The following is a 13,467-nucleotide window of genomic DNA, read 5'->3' on the forward strand; positions in this document are numbered from 1 at the left end:
GCGATTATTGCTACTGCGAGAAAGTTCTTGGGAATCATCTATCGGACGCTGAAGAACGATTGGGTGTTCGAGGACTTCCCCAACTTTGTCCTCGCCGAGGGCTGAATGTTCAACCTTGGAGTAGACAAATCATCATAGGAGTAACAGCATGTCAGTTTTCAAAAGAGGTAAGGTCTACTGGTTCCATTTCATTTGGAACGGTGAACACATCCAGAAGTCAACCAAGCAGACCAACAAGAGAGTAGCTGAACAAATTGAGTCTGCATACAAGACCAAGCTGGCAAAGGGTGAAGTAGGGATAAACGAGCCAAAGCCTTCGCCTTCATTCAATGAGGCGATGAAGAATTTTTTGAAATGGTCTGAGCAAGAGCATAAGGCTCACCCTAATACTTATCACCGCTATGTTGTCAGCAGTAATGCTCTCTTGAAGTTTTTCAAAGATAAGAAGCTCGACAAGATCGCACCAGAGGATGTAGAGAGCTATAAGACTTGGAGAGCAAGCCAGAAAAGTCCAAAAACCAAGCGGGTACTCAGGCCAGCAACAACAAACCGCGAGCTTGCTTGCTTGAAAGCTCTGTTCAATTTTTACATCAAAGGCGATTTGCTGCTCAAGAATCCTGTTAGCAGGGTGAAATTCTTTAACGAAGATAACGAGCAGATGCGGTCTCTCAGCTTTGATGAGCAGCAAAAATACTTGGCTGAAGCCTCGCAACCGTTGCGAGATGCCGCTATTCTGATGCTTGAAACTGGAATGCGGCCAGAAGAGGTTTACCGCATCAGGGTAGAGACTATTAACGTTGACGGCGCATTTATCTTCAATCCCTATGGCAAGACAAAAGCGGCAAAGCGGAGAATCCCTTTGAATAAGACGGCTCTGGAAGTCGTCACACGGCGAATGGATGCCATTGATAGCCCTTACCTTTTCCCTTCCCCTGATGACCCGTCAAAGCCTGTCGTAAAGCTCAACAATGCCCATTACGGCGCGTTGAAGCGTAGCAAGCTAAAACCTTTTCGGCTGTACGATCTTCGCCACACCTGGGCGACGCGGGCGGCAATGTCAGGAATTGATCTTGTTACCCTCGCGGCGATGCTTGGGCATTCGAGAATCCAGATGGTTTTGCGCTACGCACATCCGACAGAACAGCATCAGGCGGAAGCGGCACGCCGCCTTGAAGAGTTCAATGCAGCTAGGGCAATAGCAGAGGTTGAGCAACAGTCAGCCGCTACACTTATCAATTAGGAGATGCCAGATGGTTTGGAGTCGCTACAATTCCCGCTACAGTGGCTTTTTGAGGTTTTCAGGATTAACCGTAAATAGTTAAAAAGAAAGAGGCGGCGATCGGAATCGAACCGATGGATAAAGGTTTTGCAGACCTCTGCCTTACCACTTGGCTACGCCGCCTGAGGGATTCAAACGATAAGGCGAAGGCATTTCTCAAATCTTTCCGCTTCGAGATCGCGCCTTCGCCTTAAAACTTCTGGAGCGGGAGACGGGATTTGAACCCGCGACTTCGACCTTGGCAAGGTCGCACTCTACCGCTGAGTTACTCCCGCTCAGGAATTGTTATATTAGCCAGCCCGCCGCGATTCTGTCAACTACAGCCTGCCAGGTTATGACGCCGATACTGGCAATTCTTTCTTCATCACCAAGGCGTCTTCCGTAGGAAAGCGATAGTAATCGCGGCGCCGCGCCAGAAAGTTAAATCCGAGCTTGCGGTAGAGCGCCTGCGCGGCTTCGTTCGAAGCCCTCACCTCAAGCAACACAAAGGCGATGCCACGCCGCTGCCCTTCCTCAATCGCCGTCTGCATCAGTTGGGCGCCGATGCTGCGCTGCCGGAATTCCGGGTGCGTCGCAATATTATTGACGTGCATCTCGTCTTCGACCGTCCAGCCGGCGAAAAAACCGACCACGCCGGGGCCGAGACCCAGATTGCGTGCCACCAACATGATTGAATTCGGGTTTTTCTGAATCTCGCGCTTGTAGGCGTCATAGCCCCAACGGTTCAGCCCGGTCTTCTCTTCAAGGGCGACGACTTCGTCGAGATCCGTTACCTGCATCCATTCGATGATAAAGGGCAGCCCCCGCGCCGCCGCCTCCTCGCCTTGTCTTTCGCTGACCGACAATGCCTCATCCCCCTTTGTGCGTCGAAGCCGCCATGCAACCTGATTAATCAGCCCGGCGGTTGCGGGCGATCTTCGAGCCGAGCAATCCGAGCGACCGTTTCACTTCAGCCTCAGCCGGTCGCACGTAAAGCGCTTCGACTGTCGCCGCCGTCTCGACCCTTCCTTGTTGCCACTTCAAATAAGCCAACCGCGCTACCGCTTCAGCAACATTCTGATGCGTCTGAGGGGCGCGCCAGCCGCCGCGCTGCTCATTCGCCGCTTCGACAAACCGCGCGCCGGCGATGTTGCGGATGACTTCACGGCTCGCCTCTGCCGCGTCACCGACGAAGACCACATCCGACAAGTCAGCGACCGCCGCGATGGCCCCGGTTGATGTTGACACAACGGGCTCTGACCGAGCAACCGGCAGGCCGCCTTCGTCAAAGGTAAAGAGTTGCCAATACACTTCGCCCTTGTAGGCGCCGACCATCGCGCAGACCATCGCCGCGCCGTGCGCCGCCATCGCCGCTGCTTCGAGCGAAGTCACGCCCGCCACGGGCTTGTCGGTGGCCGACGCCAGGCCCTTGACCGCCGCAAGGCCGACACGCAAGCCCGTAAAGCCGCCCGGTCCGACACAGACGCCGAAAAGCTCTATGGCTTCAACGCCGAGCCCTGCGCCTTCGAGCAACCCGCCGATGTCGAGCCACAACCGCTCAGAGCGCCGCTCGTCGCCATCAACCGCCAGCGATTCAACGATCCGGTCGCCGCGCGCCAGGGCAATGCTCGTGCGCCGCGCAGAGGTGTCGAGCGCGAGGATATTAGGCCGGGTGTGATTTGTGACGGGATCGTTCAACTCGGCAACTTCTCTTGATTCGACGCTCGTCAATTCGTTGCCTGCTGCGGCAACGAATGACTATCGCTCGAAAGCTTGTTTGACCACCTAGACGCCGATTATATAAGCTGAACATGGCGCGCACAACCTGAATGGCTGAGCGAGCGCCGGCCCAAGACCTGCGCGGGCCAAAGGCAGAAAACTGAAAGCGATGGACAACTATCTCGGCATCTTGACTGGCGGCGGCGATTGTCCCGGCCTCAACGCCGTGATCCGCGCCGTCGTGCGGCGCGCTCAGGTTGACCGCATTCCTGTTCTCGGCGTCTATTCCGGCTGGCAGGGCTTGATGGATGGCAATGTAGCGCCGCTTACCAAGCACTCGGTCGCCGGCATCCAGTATCGCGGCGGCACGATCCTCGGCACTTCGCGGGTCAATCCGCTGGCCAGCAGCGACGCGTTAAAGAAGATTTATGACAACTGGGGACGCTTTGGGCTGGGTCGGTTGATCGTCGTCGGCGGCAACGGCACGCTCTCTGGCGCTATGCGGATGTGGCGCGACCACGGCTACCCAATTGTCGGCGTCCCGAAAACGATTGACAACGACATTCCCGGCACCGATTACACCTTCGGCTTTGACACCGCGGTCTCGATTGCCACGGAAGCCATTGACCGCTTGCACACCACCGCAGAGGCGCTGCACCGCGTCATGGTTGTCGAAGTGATGGGCCGGCATTCGGGCTGGATAGCGGCCTACGCGGGGCTGGCCGGCGCTGCCGACTTGATCCTCGTCCCGGAGATTCCGTTTCGCATGTCGGAAATCTGCGACATGCTCACCAAGCGCAAGCAGATGGGTCGCCCATTTTCAATTGTCGTCGTCGCCGAAGACGCCAAGCCGCACCCGGAGGAAGATTTCCTGACCGCCGACGAGCGCGCCCGCGTCTTTCACGAGAGCCGTCTCGGCGGCATCGGCCATCTGGTTGCCGCGCAGATCGAAGAGCTTACACGGCTCGAAGCGCGCGTAAGTGTTCTGGGTTACATTCAGCGCGGCGGCGCGCCGTCCGCCTATGATCGCGTGCTGGCCACACGCCTCGGCGTCTATGCCGTCGAGATGGTCATGCGCGAGGAGTTCGGATCAATGGCCGCGGTACACGGCACAAAGATGGTCAGCGTGCCGCTCGAAGAGATCGCCGACAAGTATCGGCCCCTTGATGAAGATATTTATAAAACGGCGCGAACCTTTTTCGGATGATTCTTATTCGTCCGGCGATTCATTGCCAGTGAGTCAGCAATTCGCTTCCCCATCGTTTCGCAATCACACTGACAAATGATGGAGCGAGAGTCTATGGAACACGCATCACCGATGCTCAAGCAGTACCAGGAGATCAAGCGGGCCAACCCCGGCACTCTGCTCTTCTTCCGCCTGGGCGATTTTTACGAACTATTTTATGACGACGCGGTGATCGGCTCGAAGGAATTAGAGATCACCCTGACGGCGCGCAACCGCGAGCGCGGCAATCCCATACCGATGTGCGGCGTGCCCTATCACGCCGCCAGCGGCCACATCGCCAAGCTGGTGCGCAAAGGTTACCGCGTCGCCATCTGCGAACAGACCGAAGACCCGAAGAAGGCAACCAAGCTGGTCAAGCGCGAAGTCGTGCGCATCATTACTCCCGGCACGGCCATTGACGCGCAACTGCTCGATGCCCGCGACAACACCTATCTCGCCGCCGTCTTCGGCACCGGCACGGGCATGAGCGCCGCCTTCCTCGACCTTTCAACCGGCGAGTTCGTGGTCACGCAATTCACCGGCGAAGGCGCGTGGAATCGCATTCTCGAACAGCTTGACAGTTTCGCGCCGCGTGAGATTCTCTTCCCGAAATCGCTTGAGCCGTTGTTCAAGAACGAAGCCCGGCGCGAAGCCGCAAGTCATGTCATCAGCGATGAAAAGGAGGCCGGGGCGGCGCGATTCGTGGTTGCCGGCGAGCAGCCTTCGCTGAACGCGCTCGATGAATGGGACTTCGCGCATGACCGCGCCGCCGAGTTGATTTGCAATCATTTTGAGGTGAGCTCGCTCGACGGCTTCGGGCTCTCGGGACGCGACCTCGCCGTCACCGCCGCCGGCGCGGTGCTGCATTACGTCCGCGAAACTCAGAAGGACGACGCCGCGCACATCACCGGCCTGTCCTACTTCGAGCCCGCCGAATATCTGATGCTCGACGCGCCGACGGTTCGCAACCTCGAACTGGTCGAAGCCCTCGACGGCTCGCGCCAGCGGACGCTGCTCGGCGTTCTCGACGAATCGGTCACCGGCATGGGCTCGCGCCTGTTGAAGCAATGGCTGTTGCGGCCTTCGATGAAGCTCGGCGAGCTGACGGCGCGGCTCAATGCGGTCGAAGAGCTGAAGAGCGCGGTGATCCTGCGCGACCGTTTGCGGCAAGAGTTGAAACAGGTCGCGGACCTCGAACGCCTGATGGCGCGCATCTCGTTGGGCCGCGCCACGCCGCGTGATCTGGTGGCGCTCAAAAACTCAGCCGACGCCATTCCCGGCATTAAAGAGCTGCTCGGCGACGCGACGGCATCGTTGTTAGAGGTTCTTTCTGAAAACCTCGACGAGCTGGCAGACCTGCGCGACCTGATCGGCGCAAGCATCAGCGACGAACCACCGGTCAACATCAATGACGGCGGCACGATTCGCGCCGGCTATAACCCGCAGCTCGACGAGCTGCGCGAAGTCGCCACGTCGAGCAAGAGCATCATCGCGCGCATCGAATCGCGCGAGCGGGCGCGCACCGGCATCGCTTCGTTGAAGGTCCGCTTCAACAACGTCTTCGGCTACTTCATTGAAATCAGCAAGGCGAACCTCAAGAACGTGCCGACGGATTACGAGCGCCGGCAGACGATTGCCAACGCCGAGCGCTTCACGACGCCGGAGCTGAAAGAGTACGAAGCAAAAGTCCTCGGCGCCGAAGAGCGCATTGCCGAAATCGAGCAGGAGCTGTTCGGCGCCATTCGCCAGGCGGTGGCGATTGAAACCCGCCGCGTGCAAGGCGTTGCGCAAGGCTTAGCGACGCTCGATGTCTTGTGCGCGCTCGGCGAAGTCGCGGCGCGGCGCAACTACTGCCGGCCACAGCTTTCTGAAAGTGATGAGCTTTACATTCGCGGCGGTCGCCATCCGGTGATTGAATCCAGCGGCGAGCGCTTCATCCCGAACGATGTTTACCTGAACAACTCAACCGACCGGTTGTTGATCATCACCGGGCCGAACATGGGCGGCAAATCGGTCTTCCTGAGGCAGACGGCGTTGATCGCGCTGATGGCGCAGATCGGCTCGTTCGTGCCTGCCGACGAAGCGCGCGTCGCTCTGCTCGACCGCATCTTCACGCGCGTCGGCGCGTCGGATAGCCTGGCGCGCGGGCGCTCGACGTTCATGGTAGAGATGACCGAAACGGCGAACATCCTGAACACCGCGACGCCGCGCAGCCTGGTGCTGCTTGATGAAGTCGGACGCGGCACCTCGACCTTCGATGGCTTGTCGCTGGCGTGGGCCATCGCCGAATACCTGCACGACAACCCGCAGCACACCGCCAAGACGTTGTTTGCGACGCACTATCACGAGATGACCGAGTTGGCGAAGCTGCTGCCGGGCGTGCGCAACTATCAAATGGCGGTCAAGGAGTCCGAGGGCACGATTGTTTTCCTGCGGCGGGTTGTCGAAGGCAGCGCCTCGAAATCTTATGGCATCGAGGTCGGCAAGCTCGCCGGGTTGCCGCGTGTGGTTACGGATCGCGCCAGAGAGATACTCTCTAATCTCGAAGCCAACGAGCTGGACGTGATGGGCAAGCCAAAGTTCGCGCGTCACCTGCCGTCACGCAAGCGCGCGCCACAGGCGTCGCTGTTCGAGGCGGCCAACGACGCGGTCATTGACGAGTTGCGCAATCTCGACACCGAATCGCTCACCGCTGAAGAAGCAACGGACGCGCTGCGGCGATTGAAGACGCGCTTACTTTGAATCGCGGCGCGGCCAGCGCGGCGATTGCGCCGAATGAAGGGTCAGGCGGCTGCGGATTCAACCGCCTGTAAATTGCGCCCGTATGGTGGACACCCGGCTTGAACCCTCCTTCGCCTTCATTCGAGCGCCCCAACCTCCTTTCCTTAATACTCGGGAAAAAGGGAAGAGGAGTATGGTTGCGGATTTACACTTACAAATTTCCATCTTTGCGACAGATCATTCTCGTTGTAATCCATCAAAGCAATCGCACCATTTTGGGAGGGCTCTCCGCCCACGACACCGAGCACTTGTGAAGGGTCGGCTGACAGTCGAATCAGGTAGGAGTCTGTATCACTGGCATAGACCAGCTCCCAGCCGGTTGTGCTGCGCCCGACGTTGTCTGCCCATTGCGAGGTCATATTCGGCGATCCATCGGGCAGCTTCAAGGATTGCAGGACAGCCCGGTGAAGTGTGAAGTTATACTGCTCGCTCCCCCCCCATACGACAAGCTGGATTCCATGAGCCGGTGTGTTATATCTCAGATACCAGTTTTTGGTGAACGAAGGATTGGGGTCCGATATGTTCAAGCAGGCGTAGCCAACGGCGTTGAATGGGGATGGCGCAAGGTTGATGTCGTTCCAACACAAGACCAGCGCATACTGGTTGCCGTCTGCACCGGACTTCATGTTGACAATATGGTAGATCGGTGTGTCGTCATACGTCGTGTAAGGATAACCGATCTGCAAACCATTGGTGTTTTGGATCTGACAACCTTTGATCTGCTTTTCGAAGTCGGCGAGGCTGCTTGATGAATTGATCGCTCGAACCAGAGAGGTCAGATAACTGTGGGCTCCTTGAACGCCCTGAAAGAAATCGACATTGATCCAATTCGGCGGCCTCCCGTTGGACGCCCACGCCCGCAGCGTATCCTCCACCAGCAGGTCGCCGACCGTCCAGATATTCAGGGCCTGCGACGATTCTTCATTCACGCCTAGCGGCGAATAGAAAAAATGGTTGAACTTGAAGAGCTTAACGTCCAGATCGATGGTGTAGAGATCGACGCAGGCGGGGCGGATCGTCATGGCGCTGTCCTGGATCAGATTGTCATAAGGGTTCGCACGCATAATCGGAGCCGAGGGTAATATCCACGGATGCGCTAACGAGCCGTCATCATTTTTGACCTTGGGAAACCCGTTCGCCATGATGACGATGATCCGCACGCCGGCCTCGAGCATCTCTTGAAGCGTGGGCCAAAGCCCGTCTTCGAGGTCACTCAACTCCGGCATGCCGTTCACGCCGGGCAGATAGATTCCCGCGGGCGCCGACGGCGTCCCGCCGAGCGAAGCCGCATATTGATCAGCCAAGAATCCTTCGAAGTGCTCGTCGCTGAAGGGAGAACCTGAACTGTCGCCTTCGTCATAGATCGTCAGAATCGCGGTGGGGTCTTGATAGAGAAAGCTCTTGACCAGATCGAGGTAGGTACTAAAGTCTTTCAGCGCGATGGTGTGTTGCAGGATGACCGTCTCGCTACCCGAGGAGGGCAGACCGGTGCTGATGCGCGCCGTGCGTATCCCACCGGCAAGTTGTTGACCGATATCCAGCGTCTGGTCTTCCCACATGGGCGAGCCCGGAAGATTTCTATAAGGCCCATAGGCCGTCTTCTTGTCCGTATGCGAGTCATGCGCCATGGCAAAGGTGATTTCGTTATACGCCTTGCTGAGATCGATCTCCATGCGCACGAACGGCGCCCAAAGTTGATAGTCGCCGATGTTCGGATCGTGCAGGTAGACATTGACACCATTGCCGTCCAGCACCTTGACATTGACACCATTGCCGTCCACCGCCTTGGTGCTGGATTTCAGAGTTAGTTTTCGAAAACCGCCGCCGAAATCTTCAAGCAGCCACTTTTGCGTATCCTGGTTCTGCGTGTCCTGGTTCAGCCACGCACTAAAGCAGAGAACCGAATCCTTCCAACTCAGAGCCAGCATATCCGAGGTGAACCGCTTGTAACATATCCGGTAAGCGCTGTCACCCATATGTTCAAAATAAAAAAACTGTTGATCGGGGTCATCCATCTGCCCCATTGCCAGGCTGTTGTCATCCTGACGAGTCACCATTTTTTCGGTGGCTTTCTGAGCGAGATAGCCCTGAAATGCCACCGACCATTTCTGACTGTCATTGTTTGGATCATAGGCAGATAAGCTAACGGGGTCGCTGCCGTTCGCCGTCAAGAGATCGCCGGATTGCAGATGGATGATCTGCTGGTAACCGCCGCCGGCATCGTCAAACTTCCATTGTTGATCCTCGCCATTGTTCGGGGTATGCATATAGACCCTGGGGCTGTTCCCACCCAGTACCATCCCTGAATTCATGTGCACCAGGCGGCAATAATCATTGTTGGAATCGTCGATCCAAAACACCAGACCGTCTGAGTCGAAGGAATCAGTTAAGCCCACCTGACTTTGCGAACCTACCGGAGTCAGCCATTGGCTGTCGCTTTTGCAAACGATGTATCCCGCCATGTTTTTCACAGAACGCTCCTTTTAGACGTGTTTGGGGTCACGCCTGACGGCCAATTTTGTCTATATTGAAAGTTGTTTAGCCTTACAACCTTATAGCCTGGGGAATAATATATTACTTAATCCATATTTCAAAATGAATTTCCGGTCAGATGGCTTTTCAATGGAGACGATGATTTTCCTGATTGAGAAAATAATATCCCCAATTATGATGGCGACGTTCTTAAACGAGAGTGTCTTATTTCCAACTGAGAAGCTAGCCGGCTGATTTGAGATGGCGGCATGGCTAACAAGTGGGGCTGTTCTTGATTGAGAACGCGCCATTCACATTTGAGATCAGGCTATCTTTCAACCGGCTAATCTCCGCCATCCCTTCGTGACGCATCGGGTTTCATTTTTAATCGCGCCTCAAGCAAATTTCCTACGGACAATCAGCTTTCAGTTCATCCCGGCCACATCTATAATCTCTGTCGAAAGGCGAAGGATGGAAACGCTCGACGAGCTGCTCGAACGCGCTGAACATTCGCACGGTCATATGTGCGCAGGGCAAGTGCTGGGCGTGCGCATGGCGCTGCTCGGCTGTCGCGCCGTTGGCATCATCGAGCCGCGCGGCAAAGACCGCAAGGCCCTGCTCGTCTTTGTCGAGATTGACCGCTGCGCCGCCGACGCCATCAACACGGTGACCGGCTGCCGGCTCGGCAAGCGGACGTTGAAGTTTTATGATTACGGCAAGCTGGCGGCGACATTTCTGAACACGCAGACCAATGAAGCCGTGCGCGTGGTGGCGCTTGACGAAGCGCGCGACGCCGCCGACCGCTGCTTCCCTGAAATCGCCAGCAAGTATGACCGCCAGTTGCGCGCCTACAAGCTGCTGCCCGACGAAGACCTTTTCAAAGTCGAGCGCGTTCAGGTAAGCGTCGCCAAAGAAGACCAGCCGGGCCGCCCCGTGTCACGCGTCCGTTGCGACCGCTGCGGCGAAGGCATCAACGACCGCCGCGAGATCATCAGCGAAGGCCGCACGCTCTGCCGCGCCTGCGCCGGCGAGGCCTATTACACGAAGCTATAAAGGCCAGCGCCGGATTCCCTTGAAGATAACCCGAGGCTAACGAAAGTAGATGTCCACGTAATCCGCCGCCTCATCGCACGGATTATTCATCTGCTGAAGCCGCCAGTAGCGGCGATTGCCGGTGACGCGAAAGACCATCTCGCCGCTGCGCTTGCATGGCTCGCCTTTGTTGATGTGGCTGACACGCGTGATGATGTCGCCTTCGAACGTGAACTCCTTGGCGGCAAGGCGTGTGATGCGGCCTTCCATCGTCACATAATCATCATTGCCGCGCCCGCGCTGTTCGCCTTTGATAAATAGCGCGCCGTTCTTCTCGGTCACAATCGCTTTGCCAAAGTAATCCCAGCTAATCCATTGCAGCGAGAAGCGGTGCGCGCCTAACAGCATGCCTTTCGCTGCCGTGTCGCTGACGACCGTCTTGGCGCCGGCCGTCTTAGAGGTCTGCGCCGCCGCTGTCGCGACAATGCTCAGAGTGATAATCAAAAAGAGAGTGAGTTTTCGCATCTTCTATCCTTACGCCTCATCCGATGATCGAGATCATGCCGAGGGCCGGCAGCGCCAGCCGTTCATCGCCGGTGATGACTGCGCCGGCATGCGCGGCTTCAGGCTTGACGCCTTTCGTGAACAGTCGCCACGCGAGGTCCTCATCGAGTGAGAGGCTGGCGGCGGGCTTCGCGTCGGCATCGAGATAGAGTTGCCACGCGCCGCCTTCTCTCAGCAGGTGCCAGCGATTGCCCGCCGCGCCGGTGATCTCTAAGGTGATTAGCGTGCCCTCGTCGGCCTGCGCGTCGCGATAGGCGCGGGGCAAGGCGCGCACAAAGGCGTCGAGCACAGGGGCCAGATAGCGCGGCTCTTTCAGGCCGGGCCGCCCGGTCGCATCGCGAATCTGCTGTTGATGATGCCAGCGCTCGGTGTATTCGCGCGCCAGATCGAGCCACACCGGCGCAGGCTCAGGCCCGGCCCAGTCGACCGGGTCGCCAAGCGCGTCCGGGTCGAGCGCGGCAAAATATCGATTCGTCTGCTCGCCGGCGAAACGTAATAGATCACACAAAAGCGGCGGGCTCAGCCGGCGCATCACTTTTACCCATGTGTCGTTGAGGTCATTGATCAGCGACACCAGATCATCCCAGGCGATGAAAGGACTGCCCGAATACGCATGGGCGTCGCGCTTGCGTGAGAGAATGCTGAACTCGCCGCCCAGCAGGTGCGCGGCGATGTCTTTCACCGTCCAGCCGGCGCACACCGTCGGGTTCTGCCAGTCGGCGGGCGATAAACTGGTGAGCAGGTCGAGCAGCGCGTCGAGCGTTTCCGGGAACAGGTGCGTGACCTGAATGGCCTTCGGCTTCTTCACAAGCGTGGCTTCCCTTCTGACGAGAATGCTTATCGCGCCACGGCGCGTTCGCGGCGCAGCTTAAAGGATTTCGGGTAGTAAATCCAGCCCATGCCTTCGGGGCGCGCGCCGATCAGGTAGAGCCATTGCAGCAGAACCCAGAGCATCAGCACGTAAGCGGTGCGCCAGCCGCCCCAGCGCCGCGACGAAGTGATGGCCGGGCTCTCGATCACCGCCGTCTTGCCGGCGCGTTCGAGCTTACGGCAGAAGTCATAGTCTTCCATGATTGGTGCGCTAAGGAAACCGCCGAGCCGCTCAAACACCTCGCGCCGCGCGAAGATCGCCGAGTCGCCATAATAGATGCCGAACCGCCGCCGCCAATTGTAGAGGCGCGTGAAGCTGCGGCTCCACAGGTCACGGCCTTCGAAGCTGATTGCGAAGTTGCCGCCAACGACCTCTTGATCGCTGATCGCCCTTTCGATTCGGCTAAGGGCATCGGCGGGAAGCCGCGTGTCGGCGTGCAGGAATAGCAGGGTGTCCCCTCGCGCAGCGCGCGCCCCGGCGTTCATCTGCGGGCCGCGCCCGCGCGCGCTTTCGATGAACTCGCCTTGTGAGAATTGTTGGAGTGCGGTGCGAGCGATGTCGCGGGTGCGGTCATGGCTGCCGCCGTCAACAACAATCACTTCGGGATTGCCTTCCAGGCGGCGCAAGGCAGCGAGCGTGCCGGCCAGCAACGCTTCTTCGTTAAGCACGGGAATGATGATCGAGACGGTCTGCAATCTAGGCCCTCTCAGGTTTGCGGTAACGACGCACGAGATAGATGCCTATGATAGCAGCCGCGAGGCCAATCGTGTTAGTGACGACGAAAACCCACGAGTTGATCGTTAGACTGTAGACTGCGAAACACAAAGATGCGAGCGCCTGCCCGTAATACAACCACGGGTTCACGCCTTTCAGCCGGTGGTCTTTCCAGTTCGTGCGCACCTGCGCGAACATTGTCGTTAGCAGAATCAAAGCCGCCAGCCACCCGAGCCATTGCAAGGTCGTTCCCTCCTCGTCGTACGGGCCTCATGCCGCCCGCCTTTCGCCACTCTGCGCGCCTTGACGCGCCACCTCTGTAATCACCGATGTAATCAGGCGCTCGACGCCGCGGGTCGCCGTCAGATAGAAGACGGCGCGGCCACCCGGTTGCAACCCCTCGACGAGCTGGCCAAGTCCGCCCGTGCCATTAATCGCGCCGGCCAGCACCGCTTCGCGCTCGCTATCGCCGAGCGTCCCGCCCGTCAGTCGCCCACGACGATGTTCGGCGTCGGTGACTTGAAAGTGGTATTCGCTGTTCGCGGTTTCGATTAACAGTTGGTCTTTCGACTGAATCTCTGAAAACTTGATCGCCATGATTCACCCTCCTTGTGCTGGCGCCGCGCGTGCTACTGGCTTCCACGCGCCTCGGCCACTGACCGCTTCACTATGCGCATGATCAGTCCGACCAGCAGGATCACGTAAAACAGTAAGAAGACTGAAAAGAGAATAAAGTGACCGAAGTACATTACGCTGAAACGCGCCATCGCCATAACCCGCCCCCCTCGTTGTTTGTTCGCCCATCCTGCAAAGTGCAACAGAGATGCCAGA

Annotated in this window: 13 protein-coding genes and 2 tRNA genes; 5 read left to right on the forward strand and 10 right to left on the reverse strand. The window is 58.0% G+C overall.

Annotation, left to right across the window (positions count from 1 at the left end):
• Together VJ464_18210 and VJ464_18215 are read left to right on the forward strand one after the other, a co-directional pair.
• Positions 1–105: IS110 family transposase (locus VJ464_18210; protein ID HKQ07069.1), on the forward strand; the 105-nt coding region annotated here is incomplete at its 5' end.
• 43 nt (positions 106–148) lie between these two features.
• On the forward strand, positions 149–1,240 hold the full coding sequence (locus VJ464_18215) for a site-specific integrase (protein HKQ07070.1): 1,092 nt from the start codon (positions 149–151) through the stop codon (positions 1,238–1,240).
• A gap of 90 nt (positions 1,241–1,330) precedes the next feature.
• Here VJ464_18215 and VJ464_18220 read toward each other — a convergent pair.
• From VJ464_18220 to tsaB, 4 genes are all read right to left on the reverse strand, one after another.
• Positions 1,331–1,402: transfer RNA gene (locus VJ464_18220), tRNA-Cys, on the reverse strand.
• Between the two features lie 77 nt (positions 1,403–1,479).
• Positions 1,480–1,554, reverse strand: a tRNA-Gly gene (locus VJ464_18225).
• A 57-nt stretch (positions 1,555–1,611) separates the two neighbouring features.
• Positions 1,612–2,124 carry a ribosomal protein S18-alanine N-acetyltransferase gene (rimI, locus tag VJ464_18230; protein ID HKQ07071.1) on the reverse strand — a complete coding sequence of 171 codons (513 nt, stop codon included), beginning with the start codon at positions 2,122–2,124 and terminating at the stop codon, positions 1,612–1,614.
• Between the two features lie 43 nt (positions 2,125–2,167).
• Positions 2,168–2,989, reverse strand: a complete 822-nt coding sequence (tsaB, locus tag VJ464_18235; GenBank protein HKQ07072.1) for a tRNA (adenosine(37)-N6)-threonylcarbamoyltransferase complex dimerization subunit type 1 TsaB — start codon at positions 2,987–2,989, stop codon at positions 2,168–2,170.
• Between the two features lie 157 nt (positions 2,990–3,146).
• On the opposite strand from tsaB, the gene VJ464_18240 reads away from it, so the two are divergent.
• Positions 3,147–4,184, forward strand: a complete 1,038-nt coding sequence (locus tag VJ464_18240) for an ATP-dependent 6-phosphofructokinase (GenBank protein ID HKQ07073.1) — start codon at positions 3,147–3,149, stop codon at positions 4,182–4,184.
• A 93-nt stretch (positions 4,185–4,277) separates the two neighbouring features.
• A complete protein-coding gene (mutS, locus tag VJ464_18245) occupies positions 4,278–6,944 on the forward strand; it encodes a DNA mismatch repair protein MutS (GenBank protein ID HKQ07074.1) in 2,667 nt (888 codons plus the stop codon).
• A 143-nt stretch (positions 6,945–7,087) separates the two neighbouring features.
• On the opposite strand, the gene VJ464_18250 is transcribed toward mutS, so the two are convergent.
• Positions 7,088–9,454, reverse strand: a complete 2,367-nt coding sequence (locus tag VJ464_18250; GenBank protein ID HKQ07075.1) for a hypothetical protein — start codon at positions 9,452–9,454, stop codon at positions 7,088–7,090.
• A gap of 472 nt (positions 9,455–9,926) precedes the next feature.
• Here VJ464_18250 and VJ464_18255 point away from each other — a divergent pair, with 472 nt between their 5' ends.
• Positions 9,927–10,508, forward strand: a complete 582-nt coding sequence (locus VJ464_18255) for an FmdE family protein (GenBank protein ID HKQ07076.1) — start codon at positions 9,927–9,929, stop codon at positions 10,506–10,508.
• A gap of 36 nt (positions 10,509–10,544) precedes the next feature.
• Here VJ464_18255 and VJ464_18260 read toward each other — a convergent pair whose 3' ends face one another.
• From VJ464_18260 to VJ464_18280, 5 genes are read right to left on the reverse strand one after another with little or no spacing between them, the layout of a single operon-like run.
• Positions 10,545–11,012 carry a hypothetical protein gene (locus VJ464_18260; GenBank protein HKQ07077.1) on the reverse strand — a complete coding sequence of 156 codons (468 nt, stop codon included), beginning with the start codon at positions 11,010–11,012 and terminating at the stop codon, positions 10,545–10,547.
• 16 nt (positions 11,013–11,028) lie between these two features.
• Positions 11,029–11,859: a maleylpyruvate isomerase family mycothiol-dependent enzyme gene (locus VJ464_18265; GenBank protein ID HKQ07078.1), complete on the reverse strand. Its 831-nt coding sequence runs from the start codon at positions 11,857–11,859 to the stop codon at positions 11,029–11,031.
• Positions 11,860–11,888: 29 nt separating this feature from the next.
• The gene (locus tag VJ464_18270; protein ID HKQ07079.1) at positions 11,889–12,617 is read right to left on the reverse strand and encodes a TIGR04283 family arsenosugar biosynthesis glycosyltransferase; all 729 of its coding nucleotides are present in this window, start codon (positions 12,615–12,617) and stop codon (positions 11,889–11,891) included.
• 1 nt (position 12,618) lies between these two features.
• Positions 12,619–12,879 (reverse strand): hypothetical protein, encoded by a 261-nt coding sequence (locus VJ464_18275; protein ID HKQ07080.1) that lies wholly within the window; start codon positions 12,877–12,879, stop codon positions 12,619–12,621.
• Between the two features lie 27 nt (positions 12,880–12,906).
• Positions 12,907–13,233, reverse strand: a complete 327-nt coding sequence (locus tag VJ464_18280) for a hypothetical protein (protein ID HKQ07081.1) — start codon at positions 13,231–13,233, stop codon at positions 12,907–12,909.
• Positions 13,234–13,467: the final 234 nt, after the last annotated feature.

The organism is Blastocatellia bacterium, from assembly GCA_035275065.1.
GTDB lineage: Bacteria > Acidobacteriota > Blastocatellia > UBA7656 > UBA7656 > DATENM01.